Below are 17,883 nucleotides of genomic sequence, written 5' to 3'. Positions count from 1 at the left end.
TATCCTACGCCTCGAGGTATTTGGCGCGGACCTCGTGGTTGTTTCTCACTTCGTCGGCGCTGACCTGGCAGCCGATGCAGGCCTTGGACATCAAGTAAACGCGCTTGGCCAGAGACAGGGCCACCTTCAGGTTATGCTCCACCAGCAAAACCGAAACCCCCGCTTTGTTGATCTCCGCGAGAACGTTGCGGACTTCCTGAACCATGATCGGCGCCAGGCCTTCCGACGGTTCATCCACCAAAAGCAGCTTCGGATTTCCCATGAGCGAGCGTCCGATGGACAGCATCTGCTGTTCGCCTCCCGACAACTGCCCTCCGGCCTGATTTGTCCGCTCCTTTAATTTCGGGAAGTGATGAAATATTCGCTCCACTGTCCAGACATTCGGATCTTTCGGATCTCTGATCTTCCCGCCTTTGATCCCCAATAACAGGTTGTCCAAAACCGTCAGCTCCGGAAAAATTCTTCTTTCCTCGGGAACGTAGCCGATTCCGGCACGGGCTACCTTGTAAGGCGGTAAACCGGCAATCTCCTTCCCCTCGAACTTCACGGAGCCGGAGGTCGGTTTCACCATTCCCATAATGCTTTTGAGCGTGGTGCTCTTGCCCATGCCGTTGCGGCCCAGAAGCGCCACCAGCTCTCCTTCAGCAATCTCCAGGTTAATCCCCTGCAAAACATGGCTGGGGCCATAGTGGGTATTTAAATCTTTTACTTCCAGTAACATATGTGTTCACCTCATCGTTTCAGCAGATTGGCGGAATCGCGTTATTTTATACTTCCAGATCGCCCAAATAGGCATCCTTCACATCCTGATTGCTGCGTATTTCATCAGGCTTCCCTGTAGCCAATATCTTCCCGTAATGCAAAACGGTGATCCGGTCCGCCAGGTTAAACACCACATCCATATCGTGCTCGATGATGACAACGGTCTTTCCTTCCGTCAGCTTCCGGATCAGGGCCACCGCATCCTGCGTCTCTTCCCTGGACATCCCCGCAGCAAACTCGTCGAGCAAGACCAGCTCCGGGTCCGTCGCCAAAGCCATGCTGATCTCCAGAGCCCGCGATTTTCCGTACGACAAGGCGCCAGCCGGTGTGTTACGATCCTCAAATAAATTGATCCGCTTGAGCATCGCTTCCGTTTCCCCGGTCACTTTATCCATCTTATTGACCCTGCGAAACAGATTAAAACGAACCCCGTCTTTCGACAAGATCGCCAGCCGGATATTCTGAAAGGCTGTCAGGTTTGTAAACGTGCTGGTGATCTGGAAAGAACGCCCCATCCCGATCCGCGCCAGTTTGTGCGGCGGGAAACCCGTGATGTCCTTTCCCTTGAAAAGCACTTTCCCTTTCGTCGGGTGGTAGGTTCCCGTGATCGTATTAAACAATGTGGTCTTTCCCGCGCCGTTGGGCCCGATGACCGCGTGGCGTTCGCCTTCCTTAATCTGGAGATCGACGCCGAACAACACCTTCAGTCCGCCGAAACTATGCTGTAAATCTCTGGTCTCTAGTATATTCATGATGCCTTCTCCATTTCAGCTTTTCCGGCCAGCCGGGTCTTCACCTTGAAGATCAGTATTTTGATCAGTCCCATAAAGCCCATCGGCATGAACATGACCACCAGAATCAAAATCAAGCCCATCACCAGTTCCGTGCTTTCCGTGTAGCGCAGGATCAGCTCGTCAACCAGTTGGAAAATTGCCACGCCCATGATGGGGCCGAAAAAGCTCCCGACGCCTCCGATCATGATCGAGACGATCGGCGCAAAGGACATCCCGATCCCCAGCGATCCGTCCGCCGAAACCAGGTTATGGAACAACCCGTAAAGAGAACCGGCCACGCCGGCGAAGGCCGCTGAAAGCGTATAAATCACCGCCTTGGACTGGGGCACTTTGTATCCGAGGTAATCGATCCTTTTGGCATTATCCCGGATGCCCACCTGAATCTCGCCAAACGGCGTCTTGGTCAAAAACCACATCAGCCAGATGCATAAACCCAGAACGACCATCACCAGGTAATACATCTGTTCAGGAGAGCTCTTCAGGCTCTCGGTAAAGATCCCCGGCATCGGAAAGTTCCCGAGGCCATCCTCGCCGCCCGTAATCGTATGCAGCTTGAGCGCCAGAACATACATCAATTGACCAAAGGCCAGATGCAGCATCGCAAAGGCCGTTCCGCTTACGCGAACCACCAGCGGGCTCAACACCAGAGCCAACGCCATCGCCGCCAATACGCCGATCCCGATGGCCGGAAACAGGCTGATTCCCGCGATATGCTTCAATGCCAGCGCCGTGCCGTAGCCGCCGAATCCAAAATACATGGCATGCCCGAAACTCAGAAGCCCCGTATAGCCCATCAGCATATTCAGCGACACGGCATACGCGGAGAAGATCGCGAAGGTCACCACCGTATTCATGTAGTAGATGCCGGACAGTCTGGGTAAGAAGACGAGGATAATGATCAGCGCCAGCCATAAAATAATGTTTGTTTTCTTATTCATCATGTTCAATCCTTCACTCCAAATAACCCGTTAGGGCGAAACGCCAGGACTATCGCCATGAAAATCACCATCAGAACCGGCGCAAACTGCGAAACAAACTGGACCCCGTAGGAACTCAGGAGCCCGAAAATGATCGACACGATAAACGCCCCGGCTAAACTTCCAAATCCGCCTGTCACGACCACGATAAACGCGTCCATGCCCACCTGATCCGCCAGGCCCGGAAACACCGTCAGGATCGGCGCAATCGCCACGCCGGCCAGCCCCGCCATCCACGTCCCCACACCGAAGACAAACATGAAAACCAGATTGATATTGATCCCCAGGGCATTCACCATATCGCGGTCCGATACCGCCGCGCGCACGATCTTCCCCAGGCGGGTCCGGTACAAAAGCAGCATCATGAAAATCAAAACCACCAGCGCCAGCCCGATCACAAACAGCCGATACACCGGATAGGCCATGCCGCCGATGTCCACCATCCCCTGCAAAATGTCCGGCACGCGCAGCGGAAGGCTCTCCGTTCCCCAGATCTTCTTGATTGCCGCAACAATCACCGACCCGATGCCCATGGTCAGGATCAATTCGCCGAAGTGTCCTACCTTGTGGGCCCGACGCAAAAACAGCCGCTCCATCAAAACCCCCAGGCCCGCGGTAAGAACCGGCGCAATCAAAAGCCCCAGCCAGAAGCTCCCGGTGATCCCGACCACCTGGTAGCAGAAATAGCCCGTCAGCATGAAAAACACGGCGTGGGCCATGTTTAATATCCCCATCATCCCGAAGATGATGTTCAACCCCGACGCAATCAGAAACAAAATCATCCCGTACGCTATCCCGTGTATCCCCTGAGATATGTACATTGATACGGTTGGATCCATAAATTATCCCCTCTGTTTGATACCCATGGTTTTGGTTACTCAGCCCCCCGGACATTTCAGAAACTTTCCATCGCTACAGTTTTAAAACAAACGTCTGTCCTCCGGCAAAAAAAGAACGATCGCTCGCTTTTTTTGATCGCCTATCATGATTTTATTCCGGACGCAAGCCTATTTTTTCTTTATTTCGGAATCGATTGATGATATAAGGCTTCATCACAATACGTTAAAGATTGCACGCGGCATCGCCATTGATGACCCGATAGTTGTATGCTGCGTAACATAAGCAAAGAAGGAACTGATGGACAAACAAAACAAAAAAACAGACCAGAGAAAAATCAGTGAATCCGTAACCAGTCGAATTAAGAATTCCGATCGGGTCAGAGAAAAGCACCAGTTGATCGCGAAGAAAGCCGCCAGATTATTTATTAAAAAAGGTTATCCGCAAACCACCATCCGGGAGATTTCCAAGGCCACCGGCATGGCCATGGGCAATCTTTACGATTATATTTCGAAGAAGGAAGACATTCTCTGCCTGGTATTCGATGTCTATCACCGCCATATTGAGGATTCCGCAATCGTCGGCAAATATAAAGAAACAGATGATCCGCACAGGGAACTGCAATCATTTATTCATGGCAGCCTGCAGAACGTCAGAGAATTTCACGACGAAATCATCCTGATGTACAGAGAATCCGGTCTTCTGCCGAAGAAAAACCTGAAGCAGGCCATGCAGAAGGAATTGTCAGAGATCCGGGTACTGGAAAAAATCATCCGCCGCGGCATTGAGCGGAAAGTATTCAAAGCTCAGGATCCTTTCTTTGCCGCCAGCATGGTCTTTTATCAGCTGGTCATACCGGCGCTTCGCGGCTGGACCTTCAAGGGGAAATATTCTGAAATAAAAGTCAACAAACTTCTGGAAGATTACATTATCAAAAACATACTGGCCTGAGAATACCGCGGCCGGAAGAGATTCACCCGGAGTTTTCTGATCTCCTCTGCATCTTCAGCAGCTGTAAGAAAAACACACAGAGCGTCAACGATCACCGGATACCAGAGTCTGCCAGACATGCCGTTCCAGAAAAGAGCCGGGAACATTTTGTTCCATTTCTTCAAAAAGGGCGAACGGCGAGGCAAACGTCATGAAGTTGGAGCTACCCAATTGTTTGCTGACATAGACCCGGGCGGAAAGATCAGTTAAGCCCACAACAGCGCGTGGCCTGGCCGATCCGGCTTCCCGATAAGGATAGATGCCGATGGTCTGGCACCCGGCTGCATAAGGAATCACCACGTTTTCGTTGTCGCCTCGGCCATAATTGGCCAGCACAACCAGTGCGGAAAGTTGATCGGGATTGACAAAGAAAATGATTGTCTGGGGTTTCTCTTTCAGGAGATCAACGGCCGCCAGTGGTTTGAACACCACAAATCTTTCCGGAATATCCATAATCGGCAACGCCTGAATAAACCTGGAAACCAGCGCCGGGCTTTTGATGTAACGCTCGCCATGCAAAAAATGATCATGGCTTTCTTTGGTCATGAAAGGCTTGATTTGTTCGGCAAGTTCGGCTCCGCCCGGACGATCGGCATTTCCCGATGACAAAAAGTGGCAAAACCCTTCTTCGCCGCCGGGGAAATTTTTATATTGATTGCCAAACCCCAGGCCCACGCCGCCGCCGAAGCATCCGAATGTTTGTTTATCGGCCACGGCGGGTTTGCCCTTGGCGGCATGTACGACCAGCCACATTACACAGCCCCATTTGCCCGGGGAAAACTGCATTGCGCCTTCAGGTATTTCATCAGACCATAAAAGCGCCACCGGCTGATATTGAAGTTGTACAGCTTTGGCTATTCGGCTTTCCATCTCTGCCTCTCTGATCTTCTGAAAAGATTATAGCTCCTGAATCGGAAAAAATAAAGAAACTGTTGTGCCGCGACCCAGCTGGCTTTCGATTTCCATCTTTCCACCGTGCGCAAGCATCAGGTGTTTGACAATTGAAAGCCCCAATCCCGTACCACCCAGTTTACGCGAACGCGTTTTATCCAAACGGTAAAACCGTTCACCCAGGCGTTGAATTTCTTCCCGGGGAATACCCGCCCCCGTATCAGCAATCGTCACAATAACATTCCCGGCTTTTTCTTCTGCGCCAACCGTGATACTGCCGCCCTCGGGGGTAAACTTTACGGCGTTATCCAGCACATTGACAAAGATCTGACTGAGCCGGTCCGGGTCTCCTTTTATCCGGGGTATTTCTTCAGGCACATGATTTTGAATGAGAATTTTCTTTATCGCCGCTTTGGCTTCCAGAACCGGTATGACACTGCTGATGATATCCGGGAAATATACATCTTCGAAGAGAAATTTTACCTCACCCAGTTCGATCTTCGACAAGGTCATCAGATCTTCCACCAGGCGATTCAGCCTCTGCGCCTGCTTGAGCATGATATCAACAAACCGCCTGGCGTCTTCAGCATTATCAATGGCGCCGGCCTGGAGCGTTTCCAGATAGCCGATGATCGCCGTAAGCGGTGTCCGGATTTCATGAGTCACGTTGGCGACAAAGTCCGTCCGAATCCTTTCTAGTTTCTTGAGCCGGGTGACATCGTGAAAAACAATCATTTCTTTTTCTTCCCCGGGATAGCCATGAATTTCCGAGATGCTGACGCGCAGGATCACCGGATCAATGTTTCCCAGCGTGATCTCACTGGATACCGTATCGCGTGATTGTTTGAACCGGTCAAACGTTTTCTGTAATTCCACGTTGCGAAAGGCTTCCATCAATGTCTTGCCGCTGATGTCGCCGTATGGTTCAACCAGCATATTGCCAAGCGACGGGCTGACAAACTCGATGGTTTCATCAGTGTTCAGAATCAGAACCCCTTCGTTGATGCTGGTCAGGGCGGTCATCAATTTGCTTTTTTCTTCATTGGCCAGACGGATTTTGCTTTGCAACTCATCCACCAGATAGTTGATGTTATCCGCCAGGTTTTTTGTTTCATCTGAGGTCTGCAAAATAATGCTGCCCTGCGGCTCTCCGCGACGAAGCCCCTCGGTAAACCTTTCCATCAGCCGGATAGGCTCGGCCAGTTTATAAGAAATGAAAAGCGCAACCAGCAAAGAAATAATTGCCACGATGCAGATGGCCAGCAATACTTTTTGATAAACTTTTTCGACAAGAGACTGGACATCATGAAGCGGACGCGCCAGCCTGACATAGCCTACAACCTGCGCTTTTGATTTAATGGGTACGGCGACATAAAGCATATCCACACCCAGTGACTGGCTGAAGCGGCTGGACTTGCCCTTGCCCCGCAGTCTTGCTTCCTGTATTTCCGGACGGTTGAAGTGATTTTCCAGTTGGGCAATGTCTTTTTCCGAATCGGCAAAGACCTTGCCCCGGGCGTCCACCAGCGTCACCCGCGAACCGGATATGTTCGCAATCAGCCGCAACTGATCAGCCATCTCTCTGGTCGAGCTTAAATCAATCAGTTCGGCATAGGTCAGAAGCTCTCCCTCGATCTTGCCGGTCATCACTTTCCGAATCTCATCCCTGATAAAAAAATTCAAAACGAGAAACGAGCAGAAGATGATAATCAGGTAGGAGAAAAATATTTTTAAAAAAAGATTGCGCTTCACGCCGGCTCCTTATTCATTTGCAGCACAGGTCTGATGACGGACACAAAGCCCCGTCACCATGTACGTCACCATATCGGCAATGCCCTTGGCATGATCGGCGATTCGCTCCATATTTTTAGAAATCTGCATGATCATCAGGGATCGGCGAATCGATTTGGAATCCTCCATCATAAACGTCAACAGCTCACGAAATATCTGCTCATTTAAGTCATCAACCACCTGTTCTGTGCGCTGGACTTTTTCGGCCAGCGCCAGATCGTTGCGAATAAAACTATCCAGGGAATCCTTGATCATTCCGCTGACCAGATCAGTCATCCGGGGTAAATCAATGTAAGGTTTGAGCTGCGGCTCCTCATTTAACTGAAGAACCTTCTCGGCAATGTTCACGGCCATATCGCCGATTCTTTCCAGATGGCCGGTAATCTTGATCGCCGTGGTGATAAACCTTAAATCAATCGCCGTCGGCTGTCTGAGCGCCAGTATCTTGATGCAGCGTTCTTCGAGATCCGTATCCAGTTTGTCAATTTCATCATCATCCTCGATAACTTTCTTCGCGATGTCCGAATTTCTTTCAGACAGAGATTTCATCGCCAGCTGAATCGCTTTTTCGGTCAGGGCTCCCTGGTAGATCAGGCCATCCTTGATTTCCTGCAATTCTTTTTCATAGTGTAAACTGGTGTGTTTTTTTTCAGCCATGGTCATTTCTCCAATTGATTTTCAACCGAATCTTCCCGTTATGTAATCTTCCGTCTGTTTGATGTCGGGTTTGGTGAATATTTTCTCCGTCTTATTATATTCGACCAGGTTTCCAATGTAAAAGAAGGCCGTTTCATCGGAGATACGGGCCGCCTGCTGCATATTATGGGTAACAATGATGATTGTATAGTCTTTTTTCAGCTCTTCGATTAATTCTTCGATCTTGGCGGTGGAAATAGGATCAAGCGCCGAAGTCGGTTCATCCATTAACAGGATATCCGGTTTCATCGCCAGCGCGCGCGCGATGCAAAGCCGCTGCTGCTGACCGCCGGAAAGATTCATCGCCGATTTATTCAAGAGATCTTTGACCTCATCCCACAAAACGGCCTGTTTCAGACTCTGTTCCACCAGACCGTCCAGGTCACCCGCCTTGACTCCGGTCAGTTTGGGGCCATAGGCAATATTATTGTAAATCGTTTTTGGAAAGGGATTGGGTTTTTGAAAGACCATGCCAATCTTGCGGCGGATTTCCACCGGATCGACATCTGGCGCATAAATATTTTTCTCTTCAAAGAGAATGTCCCCTTCCACCCTTGTCCCGTCAATCAAATCGTTCATCCGGTTCAAGAGCCTCAGCAATGTCGATTTGCCGCATCCCGAAGGTCCGATGAGGGCGGTCACTTTATTTTTTCCAAACGTCATCGATATATCCGTGAGCGCCCGGCAGGGACCGTAATAAAAATTCACTTTATTTAATTTAATAATAGCATTGGAATCCATTTTACCACCTTTTATTTCTTCTCATATATCCGCGAATCACAATTGCAATCAGGTCAATGCCTAAAACCACCCCCACCAGAACCAGCACGGTGCCGAATTGAATGGGACGGGTCGCTTCAATGTTGGTTCCGGCGGTGGCCAGCACGTAAATATGATACGGCAGAGCCATGACTTCGTCAAAAACCGAACCGGGCAGCTTGGCGGTAAAATAGGCGGCGGCGGTGAACATGATCGGCGCTGTTTCGCCGGCGGCGCGGCCTATTCCCAATATGGATCCGGTTAAAATACCCGGCATGGCATTGGGCAAAACAATCCGGTAAGTGGTCTGCCATTTGGAAACCCCCAAAGACAGTGATGCTTCACGAAAAGTCTGCGGCACGGATTTCAGGGCTTCTTCCGACGCGCCGATGATGGTCGGCAGAATCAGAAAACCCAGTGTCATTGATCCGGCCAGAATACTCGATCCGAAATTCAGAAAAATAACAAAGAAACCCAGGCCAAACAATCCAAACACCACCGATGGAACCCCGGCCAGACAGTTGATGCCGACTTTGATGAAACGGACAATTTTCCCCTGCCTTGCATATTCCGTCAGATAGATCGCCGAAGCTATTCCCAACGGGAGACCGATGGCAATCGCGCCCACCGTCAGATATAGCGTCCCCAGAATAGCGGGCATGATACCGCCTTTCGTCATCGAATCAGTCGGAGGCTTTGTAATGAATTCCCAGCTGATCGAAGAGATGCCGTTGACGATAATGTATAAAACCAGCCCGCCCAGAGCCAATGTAATGATCAACGCCGAAGCCCGCACCAGCGTAAAAAATACGTTCTGCTTAAAATAGCGCCACTTCATGGACTTGTAGTTTATCGGCTTCATCTGCTTTCCCTTAAAGCGTTGCGGAACCCGTCTGACGGAATTTGTGAGACACGTAATCGGCAATTAAATTAAAAGCCAGCGTCAGACAAAACAAGACAATGCCGATGGCAAAAAGTGCCTGATAATGCGGACTGCGGAAGGGTGTCTCGCCCATTTCGGCTGCAATACTCGCGGGCATCGGGCGAACCGAATCAAACAGACTCTCCGGAATAGCGGCTGCGCCCCCGGCCACCATCAAAACAACCATGGTCTCACCGATAGCTCTCGCCATCCCCAGCATGACCGCCGTGGAAATGCCGGACAACGCCGCCGGGACGATCACCTGAACAATCGTTTCAAATTTTGTAGCCCCCAGCGCGTAGGAGGCTTCCTTGAATTCGCGGGGTACGGCATAAAGAGCATCCTCTGAAATACTGGAGATGGTGGGAATCGCCATAAGAGCCAGAATCATCGACGCATTGATGATATTGAGGCCGGTAGGCAGATCAAATGTTTCCTGCAGCCAGGGCGCGACAATCACCATGCCGAAAAACCCGAGCACAACAGAGGGCAATCCAGCCAGCAATTCAATGACGGATTTGAGAATTTCTCTGACCGCCTGAGGCGCGATTTCCGAAATGTAGATAGCCGCCAGCACCCCCAACGGCACGGCAATAGCCGTGGCAATAAGGGTAACGATCAACGAACCGACAATCAGCGGCAAGATACCGAAGGATGGCGGATCGTACGTGGGATACCATTCCATCCCGAAAAGAAAATCTTTAACGGATACCTTACCGAAAATCGGCAGACCTTCCCGGAATAGAGAAAAGACAATCAGCCCCAGAACAATCACCGAAACCAGGGCAAAAAGCAGAAAAACGTATTTAATGATAATTTCTTTTGTTTGACGAGTCATGCACCAGTCTTTCCATGTTGCGGCCGGCACCCCGCATCCCGGCTGCCGCAGATTACTCTATTCATTTTAGTGATGATCAAAACAGATTCGCCATGAGCAATCGTTCTATCACGTCACAGCCAATCTGTATGAATACATTATTTCTTTTTAACGGCTTTTTTCACATCCATCAGTGGAACAAAGCCTTCTTTAACCACTATTTTCTGGCCTTCTGCCGATTTGACAAAAGAAATATATTTCGCCATCTGCCCCCGGGGCTCCCCGTTGGTATACATGTAAAGCTCTCGAGACAAAGGATATTCTTTGGACATGGCAGCCGCAATGGTTGCTTTGATACCGTTAACTTGCAGTGGCTTTAAGCTTTTATTGATATAACCAATACCCACATAGGCAATCGCATACCTGTTTTTCGCCACCGCCGTCACCAGAGCGCCGTTGGACGCCAGCATCTGAGCTCTCGGCGTCACCTTTGCTTTTTTCATGATAAAATGGTCCCAGGATTCAAAGGTGCCGGAAGAAGAATCACGGGAAATCACCACGATCTTCAAATCGTCACCGCCCACTTCTTTCCAGTTGGTAATTTTCCCCTGATAGATCTGGCTCAACTGGTCGATGGATAAATTCGTGACTTTGTTTTTCGGATGAACGACTGGAATAATCGCATCGTAAGCCACTACATGCGCAACCGGATTGATCCCTTTGGCTTTGGACAGCTCAATTTCTTTCGTCTTGATTTCACGGGATGATGTGGCGATGTCCGTTGTCTTGTCGATCAATGCCTTGATGCCTTCGCCGGACCCTCCGCCGGAAAGAGAAATCTGTACTCCGGGGTTCGCCTTCATATAAGCTTCCAGAGTGCCCTGCGCCACCGGCAAGACCGTAGTTGATCCTTTGATCACAATGGATTCAGCAGCCAGGGACGCCCCCGCCGTGAAACATAACATTAGAAGCCCTAAGGCCGCTTTCCTGACAATATTGAACATTTCATCCTCCTCAATTTTATTTTGGAGCAATATACTGATAAAATGTTACAGCATCATGACAAATCGATGAATTTCAAATAACAGCGTCAAATAACCATTAACCATAATCGCTTAACGGGCAAAGTAATTTACGGCAAGATAAATGCAGGCGGAAATTATGGCGGAAATGGGTATGGTTAAAATCCAGGCCCAGATAATGTTTCCTGCAACACCCCAGCGCACGGCGGAAAGTCTTCTGGTGGAGCCTACGCCAACGATGGCGCCGGTAATCGTGTGCGTCGTGCTGACGGGAATTCCTGCCACAGTCGCGCCGATGATTGAACAGGCCGCAGCCGTTTCGGCGCTAAAACCGCCGATGGGCTGGAGTTTGGTGATCTTGGTTCCCATCGTTTTTACGATGCGCCACCCGCCGAACATGGTGCCCAAAGAAATCATCGTATAGCAGGTGATAATGACCCAAACAGGGATATGAAAGGTATTGCCCAGCAATCCTTTGCTGAAAAGCGCCATGGCAATAATCCCCATTGTTTTTTGCGCATCGTTCATACCGTGCGCTAATGAATAAACCGCCGCGGATAATAGTTGGAGTTTCCGATAAACTTTATCCGATTTGGCTATATTGGAATTCCGGCTCAGGTTCATGGCCAGAATCATAAATGCAAACCCCAGCGCCATACCGATAGCAGGGGAAACAATAATAAATATTGTTGTTTTGGTAATGCCGGACCAGACCAGTGTGCCGGTGCCGGCTTTGGAGACGGCTGCCCCGATCAGACCACCGATCAGCGCATGTGAGGAACTGCTGGGTAAGCCATAATACCAGGTTGCTATATTCCAGATGATCGCGCCGCCTAAAGCAGACAAAATAACCAGATTATCGACAATGTCCAGATGAATGATGCCCTTGCCAACCGTATGAGCGACTTCGGTACCGACAAAAAACACGGCGGCAAAATTAAAAAAGGCCGCCCACATGACAGCGTGCTTGGGTGAAAGAACGCGCGTGGAAACAACGGTGGATATGGAATTGGCGGAGTCATGAAATCCGTTGAGAAAATCAAAAACCAGCGCAATGGCCACCAGAACAAAAACAAATGCCATAGACTCAAGCATGTTTCAGGATCATCCTTTCTGTAATATTGGATATATCTTCACAACCATTAATTACTGCTTCAATCCACACAGGATTATCTTTCCAGTGCATCGGTCTTATTGATGCTTTTATTTTCTTGCGGGGGCAGATCCTTGATAATGGATCTGACATTATAGATGCTGAAAAACACCCCGGCAATCATAAGAAATAGGATAAAGAAGGATAAGACCTTATAGGCTTCCATTTGTGTTTTTGCCATCAATTCCGTTTCCTTCAGCCTTTTTTCAGCCAGATTTTTAATAACCTCCACCATGGCGTCTATCTCATCTGTCAGTGCCCGATCTATACCCCGCACGCTTTTATCGACCAGCACGGCACGTTTGAGATCAGGCTGTTTGTATTTCTTAAGGGCTCCCCGATACTGATGACCCAATGCTTCATGAACTTTTATTGCAGCGGCAATCTGAGGGACGGACATCTGTGCGCCCGATGTCATTTGGGACAGTGATGCAAGGCATTCGTTTACTTTTCGATCTTCCTCGTTAAAGGCTTTTAAATGGTTATCAAATAGATTCTTATCGTTCCCGCGCAGGAGAATATTCTTCCACTCCTGAACCTGCTTTTTGAAATGAACCTGAGAAAGACGCGCCGTATCAATGGCATTGGCCATAGCTTGCCCCTCAAGGACGCTTTTATGAAGACGCTGGTTTGATTCTATAATAGCGACAAGCCCATATAATCCGATAACAATAATCAACACCACGAGTATACTCAAAGAGATAATGACTCGCCTTCTCACGGATATGTCCTGAAATGTGCTATGCGGCTCTTTCATAATAATCACCTTATCATATGAATAAATTTCTCATATCACAATGCGTATGACCGGGTTCAATACCAATCAAACACATCCCTTGAAAACCGTTATTTCAGAATGACGAAATTCTCACCCGTTTTTTTAATTCTCAGTTACAGGGAAAATGTTACAGTTTGATGACATTCAAGTGAAGATACAGATACAACATAAGGAAACGGATAGGCGCTTCTGCCTGTAACGGACAATTTACTGCAGATCGGTAAATTTATAACCAAATCCGCGAATGGTCATAATATAACGGGGATGGTCCATATCTTTCTCAATCTGACTGCGCAATCTACGGATATGCACATCGACGGCGCGGTCAGTGATAAACGTGTCATCTCCCCAGACATGATCCAGAATTTGATCCCTCGAATATACCCGTCCGGGGTTGCGCGACAGGAAAAAAAGAAGTTTAAGTTCCGTGGGGCTTAACATGACCGGTCTGCCGCCCACAGACACTGCGCAGGATACATAATTAATGGCCAGCCCGTCAAATTCAAAGGTCTCCCTGATGGCCGGTTTCTTCCCTTCCTGGATGCGCCTCAGAATTGTTCTTACTCTCGCAATGAGCTCTTTCACACTAAAGGGCTTGGTCATGTAATCATCCGCGCCGATTTCCAGGCCGATGATCTTATCGACCTCATCGGACTTTGCCGTAAGCATGATAATGGGCAGCTGCGCAGTTTCCGGATTGGCGCGAATGGCCCGACAGATGTCCAGACCGTTCATACGGGGAAGCATCAAGTCCAGAATGATCAGATCGGGTTTTTGAGTTTTAACGGTTTTAAGAACGTCGCCACCGTCGTAGGCTTTGATCGCGGTATATCCTTCCTTTTCCAGGTTATAGGATATCAGATCAGCGATATCCTGCTCATCATCCACAATTAGTATTTTAGCCATACTTGCAATTCACTTTATGGTAATCTAGCAGGGACCATCGTGGCGGCACCATGATCTGCCGCCGTCTGAAATAAATTTCACCAGAAAACTAATCGGGAATAACCTTAAATACTTCATCACCGGGTCGAACACGGTCCGAAACCTTTAAGCCGATGGAATCGCCGGCAACGGCTTTTTGCACCGATTGATTATCCACTTCCATGGACTCGATCACATCGGTAAATTCCGTCGTATGCCCGGAGAATTTAATGCTGTCACCGACCTGTAATTCACCTTCCGTCATGTGTACAGCGGCGACTGAAGGTTTTGCAAAAAATTTGACAACTTCGCCAATTTTCTTTTCTGCCATAACGATACCTCCATTTTTTCTTCTGCTGTTGAATCATTGGATCACCAATGACCCAGCACTTTTTTTCGGTTACGAGTATAAAAAATTTGGCAGGGTATGTCAATTGATTTAGGGATGCAGCTTCTTCTGCGTGTCTCCTTGCTGAAATTGTATTAATTTACGGGATAAATACCTGCTGCAGCCTTATTCTTATTACAAACATCAAGAGGCTATTTCCGGTTTGGCTTAACTCCCTGACGTCGCCTTATACGGACAGGCCGGTCGAGTATCTTTTTCCCGTCCGGCCTTTTTTCCTCCGCTTCGCACCTCTGCTCATCATCGTTGACATGCCGGGAAGGCTGTTTAATCAGCCTGTTTCAGAACGTCAGCGTCAGCTTGTTAATGAGCAGATAATTATTATCGACATTATTGGCGGCATTAATTCCTTTATAGTAATCACCAGCCTTCAGGTAACCTCCACCCAGCATGTAAGAGAGATTATTGGTGATTTTGTAAGTTGCCGTCAAATCCATTTCATAACCGTACTTGTCATCCGTAAATGCTCTTTTCCGGTCGGCGACGGCATACGACACGGACGCCTTGATGTCCAGTTTAGCAACAGGCCGGACACCGCCTCGCACCTGGTATAACCAGGCGTTGGTCATATTGGTATCCTGGGCCGCGCCGTTATAACCAGCCAGAGCGCCCGCCCAGTAGGTCCGTTCATAATTCCACATAATCAGGCAGGGCTGCCAGTCACGGCCGCCATTGAGGCCGTCTTCAATTTTATTATCGTTAGGATCACTGTCGCCCTTCGCATAAGCGACACTGCCGCCCACATAAAACATGCCTAAATCAGCCGTTGCGTCAACCCAACCGGACATGCTTCTAAGGTCTTTATCGGCAAGGGCTGAAGGTGCTTCATACTTCTGATCGCCCGTGAGGTAGTTGTATTCCGCCTGCAGAGCCACCGGACCGATTTTTGCGATCACATAAGGGGTAAACACATAATAGGTTCTCTTGTAAGGATCTGCTGCGGTGCGGGTTTCGGCGTAATTGTAATAATTGACATTCAAGCCCGCCTTGCCGTTTTTCCAGGTATAAACGCCTTCGATGCCGTATTTATCGTTGTCGAGATCAGAGGTGGTTCTGGCCAATTTAGCTGAGCTGCTCTGCTCTTTGACTTTGGTATAGGCCAGATTGAGTGTAGCGGGACCAACGCTGTATGAATACTTCATCCGTCCGTAAGGAGCGTAACTGTTGCCGAAAATCGTTCCCGTGGTGCCGTCATTCATGTAACCGACATCGAAAGCACCGATAGCCGCTTTATAATTGATGTAGGCCCAGTCCAAAGCAAGGTTTTCATTTTCCGCGACACTTCCTGCAGAGTCGGCGTCCAATGCCGTGCCGGCTGCGCTTCTGGCTGCCCCCCATGCCCGCTCCATGGCGTCAAAACGCGTAATGAAGGTCAATCCCGGTGACACGACAAAATCCGTTCTGACTCTTAATCTCTGGTAATAGAAAGCGGTCGAAGGCCCCGCATCCTTCTGTAAATTAACGCGGTTCATATACATGCCTGCCGCATAGTACTCACCGCTAAATTTCAAATCAACGGCCATTGCTTGCGTGCCGAAGGCTGCGATCAATCCCAGCGACAGCAAAACTAACCAAAACTTCTTCATCTTTTCCTCCTCAATAAACATCAAATTTAAATTTTCCGCCTTCCTCACAAAACGGGCATTCCTAGAAAAAGGCGCCTCATTTATTAATGTTCAGAACTATAGAGGTTGTTTATTACAGGATGATGTCAGTACGGTGATAAGTTGAAAAAGATGATAAGCTGCATAAGTGCATTGTTTCAAAATTTCTTTTTTTGAACTGAGGCAAGATTTGAAATCATGATGTTTAATTAACCCGAACCACAAAAAAAGGCAGGGTTTGCACCCTGCCTTCTGATTGTTCACGAATTTTTACTATTCTTCTTTTTTGGCTTTTGCCTTAGACTTCGGCTTTGCTTTTTCTTTCTTTTTCTCATCCGGAATATATTCCAGGATGGAAACAGGAGCATTGTCACCGAAGCGGTATCCAACTTTTACAATGCGCGTATAACCGCCGGCTCGATTGCGGAATCGTTCGGTCAGTTCGCCGAAAAGCTTACCGACCATGTCTTTATCGCGTACAATCGATAATGCCTGACGCCTCGAATGAAGATCACCTTTTTTACCCAGCGTAATCATTCTATCCGCCAATTTACGCACTTCCTTGGCCATTGTATCCGTCGTCCGAATACTTTCATGTTTTATAATCGATGTCACCATATTGCGAAACATGGCTTCCCGATGGCTGGACGATCGTCCCAGTTTTCTTCCCGCCTTACCATGATACATTGCTAAATTTTCCTTTCCTGACTGTCAAATCCCGATGATTGATCAAATATTGCTTTCAAGCGATGTTACTTGATTCATGTCGCCGTCTTTTACGAATTGATCTCCAGTTTCATTCCAAAAACAAGACCATATTCGTTGAGAATATCTTTTATTTCGGAAAGCGACTTGCGGCCGAAATTCTTTGTTTTAAGCATTTCCGCCTCCGTCTTCTGAACCAGCTCTCCTATCGTGTTAATTCCCGCATTTTTCAGACAATTGGCGGAACGCACGGAAAGTTCCAGATCCTCAACAGACCTCGTCAGAATTTCATTGACGTTTCCTTTTTCGTCTTCCTTTTCCGGCAAAACTTCTTCTTCGACTTCTTCAAAATTAATGAAGACATCGAGTTGCTGTTTCAATATTTTAGCTGCATAAGCGATGGCATCGCCCGGATTCAAACTTCCGTCCGTCCAGACTTCCAGCACCAGTTTGTCATAATCCGTGATCTGGCCGACACGGGCGTTCTGTACCACATAATTTACTTTTTTAATCGGCGAATAAATCGCGTCTATATTAATGGTTCCTTCGGGCTGATCAGGTTCTAATTCCTTCTTGGCCGCCGCATAACCCTTGCCCATCTTCACAACCATTTCCGCGTTAAAGGCACCGCCACCGGACAGCGTTGCAATATAATGATCGGGGTTTAAAACATCAATCGTTCCATCCGTGATGATGTCGCCTGCCGTAATAACACCGGCGCTGGTTACATTAAATCTTACGACTTTTGTATCCGCCACTCCCAGTTTAAAGCGGACGCCTTTCAGATTCAAAATTACATCTGTTACGTCTTCTTTGATTCCGGGAATCGTAGAAAACTCGTGTAAAACACCATCAACTTTTATAGAACAAATTGCCGCTCCCTGAATGGAAGAAAGCAATACCCGTCTTAACGCGTTGCCCAGCGTTACGCCAAATCCTCTTTCCAAAGGCTGAATTGTAAATTCTCCATAAAACCGTGTATGCGTTGCTTCATCAACATCTACACGTTTGGGACGAATCAAACTCGACCAGTTTCTCTGCATAGTCAACCCCAC

Annotated in this window: 19 protein-coding genes; 1 reads left to right on the top strand and 18 read right to left on the bottom strand. The window is 48.5% G+C overall.

The annotated features are described in order from the left end of the window. Nucleotides 1-4 precede the first annotated feature (4 nt). From CVU71_15795 to CVU71_15780, 4 genes are read right to left on the bottom strand one after another with little or no spacing between them, the layout of a single operon-like run. Nucleotides 5-721, bottom strand: a complete 717-nt coding sequence (locus CVU71_15795; GenBank protein PKN17530.1) for an ABC transporter ATP-binding protein — start codon at nucleotides 719-721, stop codon at nucleotides 5-7. Nucleotides 722-767: 46 nt separating this feature from the next. Further along, entirely contained in the window at nucleotides 768-1,514 is a 747-nt protein-coding gene (locus tag CVU71_15790; GenBank protein ID PKN17529.1) for an ABC transporter ATP-binding protein, read from the bottom strand. Next, a complete protein-coding gene (locus tag CVU71_15785) occupies nucleotides 1,511-2,497 on the bottom strand; it encodes a branched-chain amino acid ABC transporter permease (GenBank protein PKN17528.1) in 987 nt (328 codons plus the stop codon). Before CVU71_15785 ends, CVU71_15790 begins: the two co-directional genes overlap by 4 nt. A 2-nt stretch (nucleotides 2,498-2,499) precedes the next feature. Then, on the bottom strand, nucleotides 2,500-3,372 hold the full coding sequence (locus tag CVU71_15780) for a branched-chain amino acid ABC transporter permease (GenBank protein ID PKN17527.1): 873 nt from the start codon (nucleotides 3,370-3,372) through the stop codon (nucleotides 2,500-2,502). A gap of 298 nt (nucleotides 3,373-3,670) precedes the next feature. Between CVU71_15780 and CVU71_15775 the strand changes: the two genes are divergently transcribed. Continuing rightward, on the top strand, nucleotides 3,671-4,321 hold the full coding sequence (locus CVU71_15775; protein PKN17526.1) for a hypothetical protein: 651 nt from the start codon (nucleotides 3,671-3,673) through the stop codon (nucleotides 4,319-4,321). A gap of 84 nt (nucleotides 4,322-4,405) precedes the next feature. Here CVU71_15775 and CVU71_15770 read toward each other — a convergent pair whose 3' ends face one another. From CVU71_15770 to CVU71_15705, 14 genes are all read right to left on the bottom strand, one after another. Continuing rightward, nucleotides 4,406-5,230 (bottom strand): hypothetical protein, encoded by an 825-nt coding sequence (locus CVU71_15770; GenBank protein ID PKN17525.1) that lies wholly within the window; start codon nucleotides 5,228-5,230, stop codon nucleotides 4,406-4,408. A gap of 27 nt (nucleotides 5,231-5,257) precedes the next feature. Next, nucleotides 5,258-7,003, bottom strand: coding sequence for a hypothetical protein (locus CVU71_15765; protein PKN17524.1), 1,746 nt, complete (start codon nucleotides 7,001-7,003; stop codon nucleotides 5,258-5,260). Nucleotides 7,004-7,012: 9 nt separating this feature from the next. Continuing rightward, nucleotides 7,013-7,699 (bottom strand): phosphate transport system regulatory protein PhoU, encoded by a 687-nt coding sequence (gene phoU, locus CVU71_15760; GenBank protein PKN17597.1) that lies wholly within the window; start codon nucleotides 7,697-7,699, stop codon nucleotides 7,013-7,015. A 21-nt stretch (nucleotides 7,700-7,720) separates the two neighbouring features. Next, nucleotides 7,721-8,479 carry a phosphate ABC transporter ATP-binding protein gene (pstB, locus tag CVU71_15755; protein PKN17523.1) on the bottom strand — a complete coding sequence of 253 codons (759 nt, stop codon included), beginning with the start codon at nucleotides 8,477-8,479 and terminating at the stop codon, nucleotides 7,721-7,723. A gap of 1 nt (nucleotide 8,480) precedes the next feature. Next, the gene (pstA, locus tag CVU71_15750; protein ID PKN17522.1) at nucleotides 8,481-9,359 is read right to left on the bottom strand and encodes a phosphate ABC transporter, permease protein PstA; all 879 of its coding nucleotides are present in this window, start codon (nucleotides 9,357-9,359) and stop codon (nucleotides 8,481-8,483) included. Between the two features lie 10 nt (nucleotides 9,360-9,369). Continuing rightward, nucleotides 9,370-10,257, bottom strand: coding sequence for a phosphate ABC transporter permease subunit PstC (gene pstC / locus CVU71_15745; protein ID PKN17521.1), 888 nt, complete (start codon nucleotides 10,255-10,257; stop codon nucleotides 9,370-9,372). 137 nt (nucleotides 10,258-10,394) lie between these two features. Further along, nucleotides 10,395-11,240, bottom strand: coding sequence for a phosphate ABC transporter substrate-binding protein (locus tag CVU71_15740; protein PKN17520.1), 846 nt, complete (start codon nucleotides 11,238-11,240; stop codon nucleotides 10,395-10,397). Between the two features lie 111 nt (nucleotides 11,241-11,351). Next, complete coding sequence (locus CVU71_15735) at nucleotides 11,352-12,353, bottom strand: anion permease (protein PKN17519.1); 1,002 nt, start codon at nucleotides 12,351-12,353, stop codon at nucleotides 11,352-11,354. 74 nt (nucleotides 12,354-12,427) lie between these two features. Continuing rightward, nucleotides 12,428-13,003 (bottom strand): hypothetical protein, encoded by a 576-nt coding sequence (locus CVU71_15730; GenBank protein ID PKN17518.1) that lies wholly within the window; start codon nucleotides 13,001-13,003, stop codon nucleotides 12,428-12,430. Nucleotides 13,004-13,396: 393 nt separating this feature from the next. Then, complete coding sequence (locus CVU71_15725) at nucleotides 13,397-14,095, bottom strand: DNA-binding response regulator (protein ID PKN17517.1); 699 nt, start codon at nucleotides 14,093-14,095, stop codon at nucleotides 13,397-13,399. An 88-nt stretch (nucleotides 14,096-14,183) separates the two neighbouring features. Further along, complete coding sequence (locus CVU71_15720; GenBank protein PKN17516.1) at nucleotides 14,184-14,444, bottom strand: translation elongation factor-like protein; 261 nt, start codon at nucleotides 14,442-14,444, stop codon at nucleotides 14,184-14,186. Between the two features lie 356 nt (nucleotides 14,445-14,800). Beyond that, complete coding sequence (locus tag CVU71_15715; GenBank protein ID PKN17515.1) at nucleotides 14,801-16,126, bottom strand: hypothetical protein; 1,326 nt, start codon at nucleotides 16,124-16,126, stop codon at nucleotides 14,801-14,803. Nucleotides 16,127-16,396: 270 nt separating this feature from the next. Then, nucleotides 16,397-16,810 (bottom strand): 50S ribosomal protein L17, encoded by a 414-nt coding sequence (locus CVU71_15710; GenBank protein PKN17514.1) that lies wholly within the window; start codon nucleotides 16,808-16,810, stop codon nucleotides 16,397-16,399. Nucleotides 16,811-16,899: 89 nt separating this feature from the next. Continuing rightward, nucleotides 16,900-17,871 (bottom strand): DNA-directed RNA polymerase subunit alpha, encoded by a 972-nt coding sequence (locus CVU71_15705; protein ID PKN17513.1) that lies wholly within the window; start codon nucleotides 17,869-17,871, stop codon nucleotides 16,900-16,902. Between the last annotated feature and the right edge of the window lie 12 nt (nucleotides 17,872-17,883).

This window comes from Deltaproteobacteria bacterium HGW-Deltaproteobacteria-6 (assembly GCA_002840435.1).
GTDB lineage: Bacteria > Desulfobacterota > Syntrophia > Syntrophales > Smithellaceae > UBA8904.
This window is presented reverse-complemented; position numbering and strand designations above follow the sequence as displayed.